Source organism: Pseudomonas sp. MS646, assembly GCF_036693845.1.
Lineage (GTDB): Bacteria > Pseudomonadota > Gammaproteobacteria > Pseudomonadales > Pseudomonadaceae > Aquipseudomonas > Aquipseudomonas chlororaphis_E.
In genome coordinates this window covers 4,304,343-4,321,141 of sequence record NZ_CP144763.1, presented here as the reverse complement: position 1 = coordinate 4,321,141, position 16,799 = coordinate 4,304,343, and the positions used below count along the sequence as shown (strand labels likewise).

12 protein-coding genes are annotated in these 16,799 nt (G+C 63.9%); all 12 read right to left on the bottom strand.

Features of this window, described 5'->3' with window-relative positions; genetic code table 11:
• Positions 1 to 59: 59 nt before the first annotated feature.
• The 12 genes from V3H56_RS18795 to V3H56_RS18740 all read right to left on the bottom strand — a co-directional run bounded on the left by V3H56_RS18795 (position 60) and on the right by V3H56_RS18740 (position 16,451).
• Complete coding sequence (locus V3H56_RS18795) at positions 60 to 1,439, bottom strand: J domain-containing protein (RefSeq protein ID WP_338473747.1); 1,380 nt, start codon at positions 1,437 to 1,439, stop codon at positions 60 to 62.
• 3 nt (positions 1,440 to 1,442) lie between these two features.
• A complete protein-coding gene (locus V3H56_RS18790) occupies positions 1,443 to 3,134 on the bottom strand; it encodes a molecular chaperone HscC (protein WP_338473746.1) in 1,692 nt (563 codons plus the stop codon).
• A gap of 241 nt (positions 3,135 to 3,375) precedes the next feature.
• Complete coding sequence (locus V3H56_RS18785; RefSeq protein ID WP_338473745.1) at positions 3,376 to 4,482, bottom strand: glycosyl transferase; 1,107 nt, start codon at positions 4,480 to 4,482, stop codon at positions 3,376 to 3,378.
• Positions 4,473 to 5,582, bottom strand: a complete 1,110-nt coding sequence (wecB, locus tag V3H56_RS18780; protein WP_123578311.1) for a UDP-N-acetylglucosamine 2-epimerase (non-hydrolyzing) — start codon at positions 5,580 to 5,582, stop codon at positions 4,473 to 4,475. Before wecB ends, V3H56_RS18785 begins: the two co-directional genes overlap by 10 nt.
• Before the next feature lie 13 nt (positions 5,583 to 5,595).
• Entirely contained in the window at positions 5,596 to 7,170 is a 1,575-nt protein-coding gene (locus V3H56_RS18775; RefSeq protein ID WP_338473744.1) for a GMC oxidoreductase, read from the bottom strand.
• Positions 7,160 to 8,443, bottom strand: a complete 1,284-nt coding sequence (locus V3H56_RS18770; RefSeq protein ID WP_338473743.1) for a sugar nucleotide-binding protein — start codon at positions 8,441 to 8,443, stop codon at positions 7,160 to 7,162. Before V3H56_RS18770 ends, V3H56_RS18775 begins: the two co-directional genes overlap by 11 nt.
• 2 nt (positions 8,444 to 8,445) lie before the next feature.
• Positions 8,446 to 8,853 (bottom strand): GtrA family protein, encoded by a 408-nt coding sequence (locus V3H56_RS18765; RefSeq protein WP_047736397.1) that lies wholly within the window; start codon positions 8,851 to 8,853, stop codon positions 8,446 to 8,448.
• Positions 8,850 to 9,641: a methyltransferase domain-containing protein gene (locus tag V3H56_RS18760; protein ID WP_234407981.1), complete on the bottom strand. Its 792-nt coding sequence runs from the start codon at positions 9,639 to 9,641 to the stop codon at positions 8,850 to 8,852. The genes V3H56_RS18765 and V3H56_RS18760 overlap by 4 nt, the downstream gene beginning before the upstream one ends.
• A complete protein-coding gene (locus tag V3H56_RS18755) occupies positions 9,638 to 10,651 on the bottom strand; it encodes a glycosyltransferase family 2 protein (protein WP_042729297.1) in 1,014 nt (337 codons plus the stop codon). The genes V3H56_RS18760 and V3H56_RS18755 overlap by 4 nt, the downstream gene beginning before the upstream one ends.
• A 12-nt stretch (positions 10,652 to 10,663) precedes the next feature.
• On the bottom strand, positions 10,664 to 13,072 hold the full coding sequence (locus V3H56_RS18750) for a phospholipid carrier-dependent glycosyltransferase (protein WP_338473742.1): 2,409 nt from the start codon (positions 13,070 to 13,072) through the stop codon (positions 10,664 to 10,666).
• A gap of 54 nt (positions 13,073 to 13,126) precedes the next feature.
• Positions 13,127 to 15,577 (bottom strand): glycosyltransferase, encoded by a 2,451-nt coding sequence (locus tag V3H56_RS18745; RefSeq protein ID WP_047736395.1) that lies wholly within the window; start codon positions 15,575 to 15,577, stop codon positions 13,127 to 13,129.
• Positions 15,578 to 15,632: 55 nt separating this feature from the next.
• The gene (locus tag V3H56_RS18740; RefSeq protein WP_047736394.1) at positions 15,633 to 16,451 is read right to left on the bottom strand and encodes an ABC transporter permease; all 819 of its coding nucleotides are present in this window, start codon (positions 16,449 to 16,451) and stop codon (positions 15,633 to 15,635) included.
• Positions 16,452 to 16,799 lie beyond the last annotated feature (348 nt).

The window sequence follows — 16,799 nt, the reverse complement described above, 5'->3', positions numbered from 1 at the left end:
CGTTCAATGCCGGTTGGCACTGAGTGGGGTAGTCCGTCCTAGGCTATGTACGAAATAGCCTAAGCCACCGCCTTCAACTTCGAATACACCCACGCCGCCGTCGCCGCCACTGCCAGCACGGCCAGGACGCCTTCGCGCTTGAGCAGGTGCCAGGGCAACCGTCCGATTTTCAACTTGATGGCTCGCGTTGCCCGATCCCAGATCGAGACCCGACCGCCGCTCAGGGCCAATTGGGTGAAATACAACGTGCCGAAGAACACCACCGCCGGGCTGACCCAGCGTAGCCACGGCGCACCGTCGGACCAGGCGCAGGCCAGGGCCGCGGGCACCGCAGCAGGGACAACGTGACGCAACACCAGCAGGCCGGCGCCTTGCCGGTACCAGCGGCGGGGGACCAGCCTTTGGCTCAGCCACACATCGAACTGTGCGGCGGCCACGGCCACGTAGGTCCAGACGTGGTAGAGCTTGACGCCCAGCCACAGCAATATCGGCATCAGGAACGGCATCAGCAGCACCGCCAGCGGTTCATCCCGGTTGACCGGCACGGTGAACAACGTTGCCACGAGTAACGCGGACAACGCGAACCAGAGAAACAGGCTGACCCCTCGATAGCTGGTGGCCGGCAGCCAGTCCCGCCAGTTGTCCAAGGGTTGCAGTTCCAGGCGTTCGGGAACCTCGGGGTACTGGTACTCGATGGTTTCAGCGAGCTGGGTGAAGCGTTGCCAGTCGAGGCCGGTAAAGTGGTCGGCCATTGCACGACGGCGGGCGTCGCTCATGGGTTTGAGCAGCAGGGCGGCGGCCTGTCCATGGAGTTTATCGGCGTCGAAACGGTCGAGGTCACTGCGCAGGGTTTCCTCGAAGGCTTGTACTTCGCAGTGCCGGATCAGTCGATCCCAACGCCAGTAGGCGCAGGGCAGGTTGCCCTGGTCTTCGTTCCAGCCCATGGCCTGGCACACGCCCTCGAAGAAGGCCGGCGACCAACTCGGGGCGGACTCGAACCAGTCCAGCACGCATTGCTCGAACTGCTGGCGGTGCTCGAACGGCACCAGCCACTCACTGCTCAGCCAGTGACGCAGGGCCTCCATGAGCTGGCGCTCCTTGCCTTCGACCAACCATTGCGCCATCTGCCCCAATGATGGCTCCGGAGGGCTGACAACCGTGGGGATTTCGATCCGCTCCACGTGCATGTCCCGCACGGGTATCTCCACTTCCTCGGGGGCGGGCGGCAGGGGTTCGGCCAACGGTGTCTCAACGGTTTCTTCATCGGCCTGCGCGCGCCAGCGGGCCTCGGCCAGCGACGTTTCATAGGCTTCACGCAGGCGCTGGAATGCGTCGGGGTTTTCGTCCGGGCGGTGGACCTTGAGCAGCCGCGCATAAGCGCGCTTGATGCTGCGCTCGTCCGCGTCCGGGGTCAGGCTAAGCAGCTGCCAGTGGCTCATGGCTCAAATCTCCCGCTCGAAGTGCACAAGGCGCTGGGTAATGTCGCTGCGGGCTTCGCGTATTTGGTGTTCATCCTGGGTGTCGAGCATTTGCTGGAAATGGTTCGCCAGGCTGGCGATGTACTCGCGGCCCTCCCCGAGGCTTTCCTGGTACAGCCGGTCGAGCCGGGCGAGCAGCAGGGTGTTGATCTGCTGGTCGCGTGGGTGCACTTTCAGCGCTTCGAGGGCGGCCAGCCGCTGGGCGATCTCTTCGGGGGCCAGCACCCCCGGGTTGTTCTCGATCACCAGTCGCCGGGTTTCGCCATTGATCGGCAGGTGGACCTGGGCTTCGAGCAAGCCGTTGTTGTCGTAGGTGAAGCGCACATCCAGGGTCACTTCACCGGCCTTGCGCGGCGGTACGGGGATCTCCAGCTCACCCAGGAAAATGTTGTTGCTCACCAGGCGGCTTTCGCCCTGGTAGATGCCCAGCCGCACCACTTTCTGGTTATCGCTGAGGGTGGACACGTTGCGAGAACGGCTCACTGGCACCACGGTGTTGCGCTCGATGATCGGCAGGTAATGGCCGCTCTGGAAACCGCCGCCCACCTGCATGGACGTCTCGATGCCCAGGGTGTAAGGGCAGACGTCGGTCAGGACGACTTCCTCCAGGGACGCATGCCGTGCCTGCAGCGCCGCCTGGATGGCCGCCCCTTGGGCAACCACTTCGTCCGGGTTGAGCTGCATGGCCGGGATCCGCCCGAACAGCGTGGCGACCAGCTTGCGCACCAGTGGCATGCGCGTTGTACCGCCTACCAGGAGGATTTCATCCAGGTCCGCGACCTTGATCCGGGCATCGCGCAGCGCCCGTTCGATCGGCGCGCGCAAGCGGTCCAGCAAGGGTTGGACGACCGTCGTGAGATCGCCCTGGGTCAGTTCCAGGTGCCATTCACGGGATTGTTCGCGAAGGGTGAAGCGCGCAGCCTGGGCCTGGCCCAAGGCATGGCGGACCCGCTGTGCTTCGCGCCGCAAACGCTGGGTGATGGCCGGCTGGTTGAGGTCGGGCAGGTCGGCGGCGCCGATCTTGGCGATGAAGTGCTCCACCAGCAAGTCATCGAAATCCTCGCCGCCCAGGAAGTTGTCGCCGGCGCTGGCGCGAACCTCCATCACGCCTTCGAACAGTTCCAGGATCGACACGTCAAACGTGCCGCCGCCCAGGTCGAACACCAGGAACGTGGCTTCGTCCCGCTGTTCGAGGCCGTAGGCCAAGGCGGCAGCGGTGGGTTCGTTGATCAGCTTCTCGATCTTCAGCCCCGCCAGCTCGCCGGCGATACGCGTCGCCTTGCGCTGGGCATCGCTGAAATACGCCGGCACGCTGATCACCGCTTCGTGCACCGGCTCGCCCAAGGCGCGCTCGGCATCGGCCTTGAGGCTGCGCAGCAGCATCGCCGAGAGTTCTTCGGCGCGATAGACGCGGGCGCCGAGTCGCGTTTCACGGGCGCTGCCCATGTAGCGCTTGAACAGGGACGCGGTGAGTTGGGGGTGGGTGTGCAACCGCTCGCGGGCGATGTCCCCGACGACCAACTGGCCCTCATCGTCGAGGCCCACGACGCTCGGCGTCAGGAAGTTGCCCAAGGCGTTGGGGAGGATCCGGGCATGTTCGCCATCCCACGCCGCCACGAGGCTGTTGGTGGTGCCCAGGTCGATACCAATGATCACAGTCACTTTTCCTTAAATGACGCGCCGGGCCATGCAGCGCCCTGGTCGCGGGTCAGTCATTACAGTTACGCCGGAGGGCGCAGCACCCTGGCTGGGGTTATCGGCAGCGCCGGCCAGGCGCTTTAATTCACCCACCGCTTCACACCGATTTGGTCCGCGCGCCATTATCCAGACGTTGGAGAACAAGCTCCAGTCGTTCGTCGTGGCGAGGGGCGGCGGTGGCATGGTCAACCGAGCCCCATCAGGTGGGCGCGAGGACCTGCGTCGCTGCGAAACGGTCTGCCCAGCGGTTGTCCTGGCGAAATTGCCCGATGGCGGTGCGGTCACTGGGGCAGGCAAGTGCCTGGAGGGCGGCTTGACGCAAGTCGGTGCCTTCATCCACCAACCAGACCCCCGGCGCTTCGCCGCGCAGGGCCATCTCACCGAATCGGGTGGATATCACGGGCAGGCCGAGGGCCCGGTACTCATAGTATTTGATCGGGTCCACCGAGGCGGTCAGCTGGTTGAGCTTGAAGGGAATCAGCCCTACCGAGAACGTCGCCATGGCGGCAATGGCCTCGGCATGGGCGCGCTCGGGAATCAGCTCGATGTTGGCCGGCAACGCGCCGGGCGGCGGGGTGAACACGGGGCCGATCAGGCGAACCGGGTTGGCCGGGTTGGCGCGGGCCAGTGCAATGACCAGGTCCCAGTCGAACCAGTGCCCCATCGTGCCGACATAACCGAGCACCTGTTGTTTGGGACCCAGGTCCAGTTGCTCCACCGGTGCCAGATGCTGCAGGTCGCAAGCGTTGAGGGCCAGTTCGACACGCTTTGCCACAGCCTGGTGCCGGTCGCGCAGGGCCGTGGAGGACACCAGCAGGTGAGGCACCCGTCGAATCAACTGCGCCTGGCGCCGTGCCATCGACCGTCGGGACAGGCCTTGGTAGAAGGCCGGGAAATCATCCATGGCGTCATACACCGCCGGGCTGTCCGGCAGGCGCGCGAGCAACTGCAGCGCCAGTTCCGAAGGCTTCGCGACACAGATCATGCTCGGCCCTTCGGCGCAGAACTGTGCGACGCGCCTGAACGTCTTGCGCCATAACGGCTTGAGGACCAGCGCCGCGCCGGGGATAGGTTCGATGGGCAGCGCCGGGGGCTGGCAAAGGCGCAACCAGGGCGGTACGGCGATGTGTTGTGGGCCGGCTGATGGAGGCTTGCGCCTGAAGTCGTTCAGCGAGGGCAGGCGGGTCGGATACGGGTCGATCCACAGCACCGGTTCTCCGGTCTGCTCGTGATACCAGTGGACGAAATGATGCGGGCGCTGGCTGAAGCTGGCCCATGGCACCGGCGACAGATAGATCAGGCGCATGGCGACAGGTGCTGCCTCAGCACATCGACGATCCGCCCGGCGGCCTGGCCATCGCCGTAGGGGGAAATCCCCCGGGCCATGTTCTGGTACGCCTGAGGGTCATCGAGCAAGCGTTGGGCCTGTTCGAGGATCGCCTGTGGGTTGGCGCCCACCAGCTTGACCACCCCCAGGTCCACCGCTTCCGGGCGTTCGGTTTCCTCGCGCAGCACCAGGACCGGCTTGCCCAGCGCCGGTGCTTCTTCCTGCACGCCACCGGAGTCGCTGATGATCAGGTAGGCGCGTTTCATGGCCGCGATGAACGGGGCGTAGTCCAGGGGTGCGCACAGCAGGATGTTGGGGACCTGGCCGAGCACCTGGTGGGCCACTGCCTGGACGTTGGGGTTGGGGTGTACGGGGTACAGGATCTGGATGTCCGGGTTGCGTTCGGCCAGGCAGCGGAGCGCCTGGCAGATATGCAGGAAAGGGGCGCCGAAGTTTTCCCGACGATGGGCCGTGACCAGCACCAGGCGCTTGCTGGCGTCCAGTTCGATATCCAGGGGCACGGGGTGTGCCGCGGTCATCAACAAAGCATCGATCACGGTGTTGCCTGTCAGGATGACATCGGCGGGGGCGACGCCTTCACGCAGCAGATTGTCCACCGCGCCCTGGGTCGGCGCGAAATGCCAGCGGGTCAGCTTGCCGGCGATCACCCTATTGGCTTCTTCAGGGAAAGGGTTGTGGATATCCCCGGTACGCAGGCCAGCCTCGATATGGCCGAAGGGAATCTGCAAGTAGAAGCATGCCAGGGCCGCGCTCATCACGGTGGTCGTGTCGCCCTGGGCCAGGACGACATCCGGTTTTTCGGCCTTCAGCACATCGTCGAGTGCCAGCAGCAATCGTGCGGTCAACGTCGCCAGCGACTGGTCGGGCTGCATGAGGTCCAGGTCCAGGTCCGGGGTGATTGCGAAAAACGCCAGCACCTGGTCGAGCATGCCTCGGTGTTGGGCGGTGGCCAGCACCCGGCAGTCGATGCCGTCCTGTGCCTGGAGTGCCTTGATCACCGGGGCCATCTTGATGGCTTCCGGGCGGGTGCCGACGATGCAAAGTACCTTGCGGGTCATGCCTGTTGATGTCCTATTGTTGTGTTGCAAGGGCGCGTCCGATCCGGTCCGCGTTGGCCATGAGGGTCAGGGTGTGGGATTTCTCGGAGAGACCAGGCAGGCAAGCACCGTCGACAACGTGCACGCCGGGCAGCCCGGCGACCTCTCCCAGGCTGTCGGTCTCTCCGACGTCGGGCCGTGCCCGCATGGGCAGGGTGCCCGCGTAATGGATGTCCGCCCCCGGCTGGGCCAGGGTGAAACTCATCGGCATCAGCAGCGCACCCATTTTCCAGTAGATCCGACGCAGCCTGGCCTCGGCGTTCTTCATGAGCCCTGGCGCCTCGGGTTGCAGGCCGCCGTTAACGCTCAACGAGCCATCGGGGCGTAACCTCGCCGTGTTGTTGGACAGATGGCCAGGCAGGAAGATATTGCCGACCAGGCAGGCACTGAGCAGGTTGTTCGACAGCTCGATGGCCAAGCGTTTGCTCATCGGGATCCGGCTGACGAATTCGCTCATCGGCAAGCCCGTGGTGCTGAACGTCGAGCCGAAGGCACAGGTGCCGGCCGCCAGCTCCAGGGCGAACGATAGCTGACCCAGGCCAAATGTCGAAACCCTCGGCGTGCCGAGCATGCTCGGCAGCCAGAGCAGGAAGGCGGCCGTGGGCGAGGACAGCAGTCGCACCGCCGCGGTGTGGTTCAACTGCTTGAGCACGAGCCGGGTAGTGGCCAGCGTGCCAGCCGCCAGCAGCAGGCGCCGTGCGCCCACGCGTCGGGAGGCATGACGGTCGCTGATCACCCACGAGCCGTCCGGTTGACGCGAAAGATCATCCACCAGCACACCCTGGATGTGCTGGAAGCCTGGGTACTGCTTGAGCGTTGCCAGTTCCTGCGCTGCGCTGTACAGCGCCTGGTTCTGGCACCCCCACAGGCAATTGCCGGACAGATCGCACGCCTTGCGTTCCCCCAGCGGTTGGCTCAACGCCGCCACCCGCGAACGGCCCAGGCGAAACCCCAGGGCGGGAAAACTCGGTTGACGGCGTGTGTAGCGATCAAGCAGCCGTTGATGCAAAGGGTCCATCGGCAAGGGCGGTTGGGACCACTCATCGAGGCCGAAGTAGCTGGAAAGATCATCGTCGGCTTGGCCGCTGATCCCGATTCGCCGCGACACCGCTGCATAGGATCGTTCCAGTTCGGCGTAATCGAAGGGCAGCGCGGGCAAGTCGCTGGCGTCCAGGCGCGCCACGCCACAGCCCCAGGCATTCGACAGCCCGCCGGTGGCCAATGAGCCGACCCCGATGAAGTGCCGGGTGTCGATGCGGTTGCTTTCGTTGAACCCGCGAAACACATGCGCGTGGGTGGGCGTCTTCAGCTTGGGGGAGACCGCTTCCTGTTGGTTCAGGCCGTGGAAGTCTTCGCCAATCAACCATTTCCACTGGGCTTCGTCCCGGGTGCGGCTCGTGAGGTACGGGGCCAGCGGCGCAGCCGAGATGCCGCCGTCGACCTGGGCATCGACCATGAGCACGGTCAGGCCTGCCTTGACCAAGGGGTAGGCGGCCGAGGTGCCGGCAGGGCCACTGCCGACGATGATCACATCGAATTCAGGCGTCACGCGGGGCTCCAGCGTCAAGGACCAACCGGCGCGCCAGTGGACGACACAGCGGGGTCACGGCCCGCCATGCGAGGGCCTTGGCCGCGATCCATCCCAGCGTCATCAACGTCAGGACGAAGCCACGGGGCTGATGCGTGCCGAGAAACCGCCTGGCGCCGACGGGGCTGGCTTCGGCCAGGGCGAGCGCGGCCTGCAGGCGCCAGGAAAGGTCCTGGCCACCGGTCGCCGCGAGGACGCCGGGGTTGTCCAGCAGGCTCACCAGGACCGGCCAGCGTTTCAACAAGGGCGAGCGAATGGCCGGTCGGGTTTTGCCAGCCTGTTCCAGGGCCTTGACGTAGCGGCTGACCAAACTGCTCGGCGGTGTGCTGCCGAGCAGGTAGCCCAACAGCACTTTGCCTTCTTCGAGGCACTGCCGACGTTGTCCCCGGCCGGAGCGGTGCAGGCCGTCCGCCAGGGGCCGCAACACGATGCCGAGTTTTTGCAGGCTGGGGGCGGTGTCCAGGGTGGGCAGGTGGATCAGCGAAAAGATCCGCTCCAGCCCCAGCTTCGTGCCCAGCGATTGGCCGAGGCACCGGCGCAGCAGGGCGAGCAGTGCTACCGGCACGGGAACGGGCAGGCGCATCGTGTGGACCCTGTGTGTCGCGATCGCCATGAGAAAGCGGCCAAAGGAAATCGGCTGCACCGCACCCAGGCTCAGCACCTCGGCGCGAATGTCCTCACGCTCGACCACGGCCAGGATCGAGGCGGCCAGGTCATCGACATGAATCGGCTGTACGCAAGGCGCCGGTACCAGCATCGGGATGACCGGGAAGCGGCGCACCAGCCTGCACAACAGGCCAAAGAGCCCACGCTCGGGACCGCCATACACCTGGCCCGGGCGAATCACCACGCCTCCGGCCGCCAGCACCGCTTGTTCGATCCGCCATTTGACCTGGCCGTAGACCGTTGGCGCGCTGGCCTGGGCCGTCTGGCTAGACATGAAAATGAACCTGGCCGAGGCTTGCCGGGCGCACTGGATCAGCGCCTCGGCGGCCTGGACCTCGGCGTCCGCGCCCATGCCGGACTCAGGCGCGGTATTGGCCGCCAGGTGGATAAACGCCTGGACACCGGCCGGGCATTGCGGGGCGGGGTCCCGCAGGTCGTAGGGGAGCCAGGCATGGGCGCGAGCGCACGGCGTGCGCGTGGCGCAGATCACCTCATGGCCGTCCGCTGCCGCGCGCTCGGCCAGTGGTAGGCCGATGTAACCCGTTGCACCGGTAATCAGCAGCTTCATGATCAGGCGCCTTCCACGCGGTCGGGCCGCTCGGACGCAGGCGTCTTGGCGGTGAACACGAACCACTTGCTGATCGAGTACGTCACGAAGACGCAGGCCACGTCGGCAACGAATTTCACCGCGCTGGGGTGGTCGACGACATACAGGCCGGCGCTGAGCAGGGCCGAGGCGAGCGGAATGTTGACCGCCAGCAACGCGAAGTAGCTCAGTGCCTGGGCCTTGCCGTTGCCCTGGTTCGACTTGAACGTGAAGTGGCGATGCAGGAAGAACGCGAACAGCCCGGCGACGACCTTGCCGGCGATATTGGCCAGCACCGGCTCATCCCGGAAAAAAACCAGGAGCAGCAGGAACGTGCCCATGTCCAGGGCATAGGCCAGCAGTTGGATGGCGCCATACCGAACGAAGGTCAAGGCTTGCTCCTGATGACGACAATGTGATGCAGGCCCAGCACCCGTCGCAGGGGATAAAGTAGTTTTTCAACGACTTTCATCAAGGGGACCAGCGCGTCGGGCAGCAACTGACGGAAGTTCAAGCCGCCCGAGACCAGGTACCGAGGATAGTTGCCGCAGATTTCCTGGTGGAGGATTTCCAGGCCAGGGTACTTGCGTTCGAAGGCTTCGCGGTCCCGCACGAAAACGATGTAGCTGAGCGCCTGGTTGGCACCGTTCATGGGGCCGGTAGAGGGTGTTTCCCACGATGGGAAGTGCCTGTCGAAGCCCTCGGACTTGAACAGGCGCTTGTACAGGAACGCGGCAAGCGGGCCGTGAAAGGGCTCGATCAGGATGGCCCCGCCACCGGGCACGAGGGTGCGTTCAAGCTCGCTGAAAAACCGATCAGGGTGAGGAAAATGGTGGAAGCAGTTCTGGCCGTAGAACGCCCTGACCGAGTGATCGCCCAGGCTCATCGATTCTGCATCCAGGGCCATGTCCAGGTGCTCGGTGGCGACGATGTCGGTGGCCAACACGCCAGGGTAGGTGTCGCGCATTGGCGCGATCCCGGCGCCGATTTCCACTTGCAGGCCTTCGACCTTGAAGTGACGCTCGGCCAGGCGATGAAAGGCATGGTGGAACTCGACGAACACGTCCTTGAGCATCCGCTTGCGTTCGAGAATTCGCTTATGCAGCTCAAGGCGCTCGACGCCGTCGACATCTAATGTCTTGAGCGAAGGGTCGGCCAGAAAATCCCTGAGCGCCTTCACGGCTGCTTTTTCCGCAACGAGGTGGCATGGCGGCGTCTCGAATGCCTTGGCCGGTTGGGCACCGAGGCGATGTCGTAGCCGAGGAAGGCCATGACCAGTTGCAGCCCCAGCAGCAGCGGCAGCGCACTGAGCATCACGGTCCCTGCGGGGGTCTGGACGCCATTTTGCGCCGATTCGTACCAGTGGTAGCTGCCGAACACGGTGCCGAACAGGAGCATGAGTAGCCCGATGGGCAATTCGATCGAGGCCAGGGACATGTCCCGCAGGTAGTAGTTGTAGAACACGCGCTTAGTGAAGTTGCGCAGGTGCTTGAACAGAAACTCGCCAATGATTTTCGAGACCGCCAGGTGACTGGTTTCGTCGCCATAGCGCGCCTCCATCGGAATATCGACCACCACGGCGCGCACGGTATTGAGGCGGAACAGGATGTCGGTCTCGAAGAAGTAGCGTTCGCTGACCTTGTCCAGGGGCAGGAGCCGGGCGACGTCACGATGGATCGCGGTGTACCCGTTGGTGGGGTCGAACAGGTCCCAGTAACCCGTCGACAGCTTGGCCATCAGTGACAACACGGCGTTGCCGAACAGCCGGACCCGTGGCATCGACTGGACTTGCTCCAGGTTGAAAAAGCGATTGCCCTTGGTGTAGTCGGCCTCGCCGGCCAGGATCGGCTCGATGAACAGCGGGATCAGGGCCGGGTCCATCTGACCATCGCCATCGATCTTGACGATGATGCTTGCGTTGTCCGCGATGGCTTCCCGGTACCCGGTCATCACGGCCCCTCCGACACCTTTGTTGACGGCATGGGGCAAAACCCTGACCCTGGGGTCGGTGCAGGCCTGCAGCACATGCTGGCCGGAGCCGTCCGGGCAGGCATCGTCGATCACGTAGATGCGCCACACCTGCGGGCCGATGGCCTCGATGACATCGATGATGTGCGCCGTCACCCGGTAGCAGGGGATGACGACCGCGACTCGAGGTTCTTCCGTGAAAAGCTCTGTTTTTGAGTTCATCGATATCGCTGGCTATTGTCTGAATGAAAGGGACTTGAACGCCACGGGCGTATCGGTATGCCCGGAGGCATAGACGATCGCGACGACGGCTTCCTCAGGTGCCACCACGGTCATTTCATGGGTCGCCCATTGCGGCGTGCAATCGAACGTTTCGATGCTGGCGGAAATGAACCGGCCTTGGGCATCCATCCAGTTGGTCTGGATTCTTCCGGACGTGGGCTGCGTCGCACAGCGTGCCGACACTGCGCTGGTGAAGCTCTGCCCTGGCGCCACCTCGACACGTTGGGTGGCCGGCGTGTTGACCGTGACCGTAAGGGTTTTGCGCGATGCGTCATAGGACGAGGGCTCGGTCAGGTGCCAGCCTTCGAGGTCGGACAGGTCGGGGTTGAGCAACCGTTCGAGAGGGACCTGATGGACTTTGCGCAGCTCCAGCCCGCCCATTTTTGCATACGGCTCGGACACGGCCAGCAGACGCTCGCGCTGCGCGGTGGGTGTGCTGGCATGGTCGATGATCAACCAGTTCACCTGGCGCTGTCGCAACCGCTGCAGCAGGGCCGGCGGCGTGGTTGCCTGGTCGACTTCACGGGTCCATTTCACGTTGTACCAGGAGGCGTATAACGCATCGCTTTTCAGGCCCGCCATCGAAGGTGGCGCAAAGACTGCCACGGGCCGATTGCCCACGTTCAGCGCGTTGACGACGTCGACCATTTTGCGGATCGGCAGGTTCTGCGCCAGATAGGCATCCCGCCCGGCCGCACTGAACAGTGCGGCCGGCTTGATCTGGCCATAGTAGGTGGCCGCCTGGATGAACAGCACATTGGCCAGCACCAGCACGGCGCCAACGATCATCCCCAGTGTCCTCGGGAAGTGCCTGTGGTCGGAAAAGGGCAGGGCGAGGACCACGGCAAACAGGGCAAAGGAAGGGAATATGTAGCGCAGGTAGGCCGTCGAGTGGAACGACAGGACAATCGCACCGGCGCCGAGCAGGAGTAGGCACCAGGCTTTGCGGTTGGTCCCCAGCAGCAGGGCGACGGCCGCGGTGGGCACCAGCAGCCATTGGAAACCGGCGGCACCGTCCTTCCCCTCGATGAACCGGGGGGCCTTGAAGACCATGCGATAGAGGGTGTCCCACGTGACCCCCTTGTCGAAGATGGCCGGCGCCTCGAAGTTGACGCTTGGCCAGAGTGGCGATTGAAAAATCGCGTTGAAAAACGGGAACACGGGATTGCCGGTCAGGAACCACGCCGAGAAGTACGGTGTGAGCCCCGCCACCAGCAGGCCGAGGCTGCCCAACAGCAGCGCCCGGATGACGCCGGGGCGGATCCAGGCCCGGTACTGCACCAGCAGGAGCACCAGCAGGACCGGCAGAATGCTCAGGGTCACCGCTTTGGTCGCCAGGGCAAACCCCAGCAGCAGCCCGGCCAGGATCAGCTGTGAATGACGCTGCGCAACTTGCGAGGTGAAGCGTGAGGCGTTCAGGATGGCCAATGACCCGGCCAGGACGAACGCGGTCCACGTTGATTCGATGAACAGGCTGCTGCTCTCGGCGAAGGCCAGGGGCGTGGACAGGAAGAACAGGCTCGCCCATCGGGCACTGGTGGCCGTGCCGCCGGCCCAGATCGTCAGGTTTCGGACCTGCCACGCCACCAGCAGCGTGAACGCGCAGTTGGTCAGGCGCGAAGCGGTTTCGCCGGCCAGCATGTAGACGATGCTGTAGATCCAGTCGGCCAGCATGGGCATGACCGCCCACACGTAGGTGCTGGCGTCGAAACCCCATTGGTGCCGCTGGGCCAGTTGAGACGGGACGAACAGGTGCATTGCCAGGGCGTCGTAGCCGACCTCCGGCATGAAGGCGACCGCTGCGTGCAGGCAGGCGATGGCGACCAACAGGCTATCCAGCAGGGTCGCCAGCGGTGCCTGCGGCGCGCGTTCGGTGCGGACCTGCGCCAGGATTCGGCGAACACTCGCCGCGGCGTCGGTATGTCCGAACACGAGGGGCAGCGACAGCAGCGCGGCATACAGCCCGGGGTAATTGATCGGGAAGTAGGCGGCCAGGCCCGTCAGCGTACCGAACGTGCCCATCCCGACCAGCAACGGGACCGTCCAGTCGGTGGGGGTTCGCTGGCCCAGTATCCATTTGCCGAGGGTGTGGGCGGACAGCGCCAGCACGGCGACCACGATCATCGGCCAGGCCTGGCCACCGGCGATGGACAAGCCCGCGATCAGGCCCAGGCCGAGCACAAACGGCGGTTTGCGGGTGAGGGCGGTGAGCGCGCCAATCGCCAGTGAGGCCAACAGGATTGTCCGGGTGGCGCTGTTCATCGACGGCCATGGCAGCGTCGAGAAACCGTACAGGCTGACCACCGTGCTGGCCAACAGCACCAACACCACCGTCGCGTACTTCAAGCTGTCTGTGTGCAAGGTATCGTCTCTGCGGTTCAACACGTCGGTGGCTTGGGAGGAACCATGGGCGGCCTATACGTCCCGGTACACATGCGGGACCCAAGGCCCCCATTTGCTTTCGTAGAGGGCTTTGTTCTTCTCGAAAAGCACGCGTTTCTTCTGCGCGCCCAACTGGTTGAACGAGGCGGACAAATGATGGTGGACGAACACGTCCTCGGCACAGAAGGCGCGCAGGCCAAGCTGCTGGACGCGGCGACAGTAGTCATCATCTTCGAAAAAGCCCAGGCCATACTCTTCGCAAAGGCCGCCGATCCGTGCGTAGGTGGTGCGCGGGAACATCACGCAGAAAAAAGCCAGGGTGTTGATCTCGAAGCTCTCGCCCATGCGCCCATAGGTCAGCTCTGCCGACTCGACGTGCATGTCCTCGATCAGCTTGTAGCGGGTGCTGACCTTGGCTTCATTGCCGATGTTGTTGGTGATCGGGCCGATGATCCCGATGTTCTGGTTGTCCCGCAGGTGCCGGAGCAGGCCCTTGACCCAGCCGGCCGTGACCACGGTGTCGTTGTTGAGGATCACCAGGTAGTCGCCGCTGGCTGCGGCGAGGCCCACGTTGTTGCCCGCCGCGAACCCCTTGTTGTCGGGGTTGAGGATGACGATCCGGTCTGGGTGTCCCTTCGCCCAGTCAGTGAGGAAGGCAGGGGTTTCGTCGCTGGAGTGGTTGTCGACGACGATGATCTCCAGGTTCGGGTAGTGACTGTGGGTCACCAGGCTGTCGAGGCAGGCCTGGGTGAGCGCGAGGTTGTTATAGGTCAGCACCACGACGCTGACCTTGGGTTGAGGCAAGGTGTCGATGGCCTGGCGCAGGCTCGCGGCGCGATGTCGCCAGGTCTGCTGCTGGGCGAACGAGCGACGCGCCTGCAGCGTGGACTGCGCCTCTGGCAGGGCCTGCAGAACCTCGCGTATGGCCGCGACGAAGTCCGTCGGGTTTTCGGCCGCCCGCACCCGATCGCCGAACTTGCTCAGTTCCGGCAGTTTCACCGAGACCACCGGTTTGCCCGCGCTCAGGTATTCATAGACCTTGACCGGGTTGGTGGCGAGGGTCAGTGGAATGACCTTGAACGGCAGCAGGCACACGTCCATCGCATGCAGGTAGTAAGGCAGCGAGGCGTAGGGGACCTCGCCTTCGAAGACCACGTTCGGACAGGCCTTGAGGGCTTTTTTCGCCTGGGTCGTGTCATTGCCGATCAGCAGTATCAGGTGCTGTGAAAAAGTCTGGGCGACGTGCTGAATCAGGTCCAGGTCGAACCATTCGGCGATAGCGCCGTAATAACCAATGATCTTGCGGCCTTTGGCGTCCTGGTAAATCTGCTCGGGACGCTGGCTGAAGAAAGAGTATTCACTGGCATTGCGGATCACCGCGACGTTGGCGTTTTCGCGCCGGGCGTGTTGTTCGATCCAATCGGAGGTGGCGACCAGCAGGTCTGCCCGGCGCATCAGGGCGATTTCCAGGTCGAGCAGTTCCTGCGCCACGTTGCCAAAGCCTTCGTGGTGGTCCATGCAGTCATAGATCAGCGTGGAGTTGGGGATGCGCCTGGCCAACGGAAACCAGTAGGCATGCTGGACAATGCAGTCCACCGCGCCGACCTTTGCCCAGCGCAGCAGCATGGCGATGCTCTGGCACAACTGGCCGATTGCGGCGGCCGAAGGCGGGGCGTGATAAATGGCCGGCGCGCCGCAGACTTTGAGGCGAATCTGGAACAACCGCCTGGAGGCATCCAGCGCCTCGACCTCGAAGCCGGGCGCCTGATCGTCGATAAAATTGTTCGAGATGTAGAAGGTCGTCTGGCCGGCCTTGGCCAGTTCCTTGGCCAGGTTCTGCGGACGCTGGATGCGGAAGTGCCAATCGATGACGCCGAACATCACCACGCAGGGTTGCGTAGTGAGAGGCGGCGGTGGAAGGTTCACCAGCAGGGCTGGCAGCGGCTGGGACGCTTGCTCCGGTGATGCCGCTGACTGGCCGGGCACGGGTTTGCGTCGCTTGAGCCAGCGTCGAAGCTGGCTCGCCAGCCGGCTTTTGCGCTGGGCATCGAGCGGCAGCAAGGCGAAGACCCGCCGGGACCATCCATACAGGAATTTGCGGATCGAATAGCGCAGCGGAGCGCGCTCGATGGCGTGGCTCCAGTCCGACAACTTGAGGAGTTCGGCATGCTTGCCGGCCAGGCGATCCTGCAGGTCCGTGGCCTGGTCGGCGAGAGCGGCCGCTTCATCGGTTTTTGCCTGTAGCGACGTCGTTGCCGCAGCCAACTGCTGTTGCTGTTCGCGCAACTGCACGCGCAGCCGCCCGGTCTCGCGCTCCTGGGATGCCGCGCGGGCAGTGACCTCTTTCAGGTCCCGACGCAACTGAGCGATAAGCTGGTCGCGGTTCTCTATTTCCTTGACCAGTTGGACGGCTTCCACGGACCGGGTTTCTGTCGAGCGCCTCAGTTGGTCGATGCAATCAGCCAGGCGGTTGAGCTGTTCCATGCGGTTTAAAATCCCTTGGTTAATGCTGTTGGCTCAGTGTTGGCGGGCGACATTTTCATATGACATCGGCAAAGCCTTTGCGTGTCCTCTGGAACCAGGTAAATCCGGCCCATGCGATCAGTACAGACGCCGCCGCGTAAATTGCCAAGCTGCTCCATTGCGGCATCCTGCCCCAGAACAGCAGGTCGCGGGCGACTTCCACCGGCAGGGTCAGCGGGTTCGCCTGCAAGGCCGCCTGGTAGTTTTGCGGGAGCGTTGAGCGTGGGTAGAAAATCGGTGAGAGGAACAGCATGGCCGTGGTGACGATGCCAGTGAACTGGCCCACGTCCCGCAGGTAGACGCTGATGGCGGCGAGAAACCAGGAAACACCGAGTGTCAGCAACACCAGGGGCAGTACCACCACGGGCAGCAGGAACAGGGTCGCGGGCGGCATGCCAAACAGCAGGACGTAGAAGATCAGCCACGCCAGCAGGCTGACCGCTGCATGGAACAGCGCCGCGCCCAGTGACACCAGGGGGAGGATCTCCAGGGGAAAGACAATTTTCTTGACGTAGTTGGTGTTCGCCAGCACCAGCCCCGGCGCACGGTTCACGCATTCGGAAAACAGGTTGAACACCAGCAGGCCCGCGAACAGGATCAGGGCGAACTCGCTCTTGGATTCGCCGCCACCGGCCCAGCGGGCCTTGAACACGACGCTGAAGACGAAGGTGTAGACCACCAGCATGAGCGCGGGCGTGAAGAACGACCAGAATATGCCCAGCACCGAGCCCTTGTAGCGACCGCTGACTTCTCTGCCAATCAAGGTCCTGATCAGGTTTCGATGGGTGAACGCACTCTTGATCATGGCGATGGGCGAAGCGTTGAACGGCTGCATCAGTGGCGGGGTCCTTAAGACAGTATCGATCACAGGCGCCCTGACGAACATCGTCATGCACAGGTGAATCGACGGATCGAATCACCTCAAAGGCAGGGGGCCGGCGTTCCTGTCCAGACGGCGGGTTCTAGTGGTTATTCGTGGCCCCAAGGCCACTGTCGTACAGCCTGCAAGAGGGCTACACCTTACGTCCGTTGGGGCCTGTCGACAATAAAAACTCCCGGTTGCAGACGTCTTTCTGGATAGGAGGCGCGTGAGCGCAATGGGCGCGGGCAGGGCGGTTAATTGACGCCAGATCCTTGTGCCGGATCGACCTGGACGAGCCCGCCGCGGCGAACGTGAATTAAT

Bases quoted from the DNA above. Each gene is read 5' to 3' on its own strand.
- V3H56_RS18740 (WP_047736394.1), bottom strand. From the start codon at position 16,451: ATGCAGCCGTTCAACGCTTCGCCCATCGCCATGATCAAGAGTGCGTTC.
- V3H56_RS18755 (WP_042729297.1), bottom strand. From the start codon at position 10,651: ATGAACTCAAAAACAGAGCTTTTCACGGAAGAACCTCGAGTCGCGGTC.
- V3H56_RS18770 (WP_338473743.1), bottom strand. From the start codon at position 8,443: ATGAAGCTGCTGATTACCGGTGCAACGGGTTACATCGGCCTACCACTG.
- V3H56_RS18745 (WP_047736395.1), bottom strand. From the start codon at position 15,577: ATGGAACAGCTCAACCGCCTGGCTGATTGCATCGACCAACTGAGGCGC.
- V3H56_RS18795 (WP_338473747.1), bottom strand. From the start codon at position 1,439: ATGAGCCACTGGCAGCTGCTTAGCCTGACCCCGGACGCGGACGAGCGC.
- V3H56_RS18785 (WP_338473745.1), bottom strand. From the start codon at position 4,482: ATGCGCCTGATCTATCTGTCGCCGGTGCCATGGGCCAGCTTCAGCCAG.
- wecB (WP_123578311.1), bottom strand. From the start codon at position 5,582: ATGACCCGCAAGGTACTTTGCATCGTCGGCACCCGCCCGGAAGCCATC.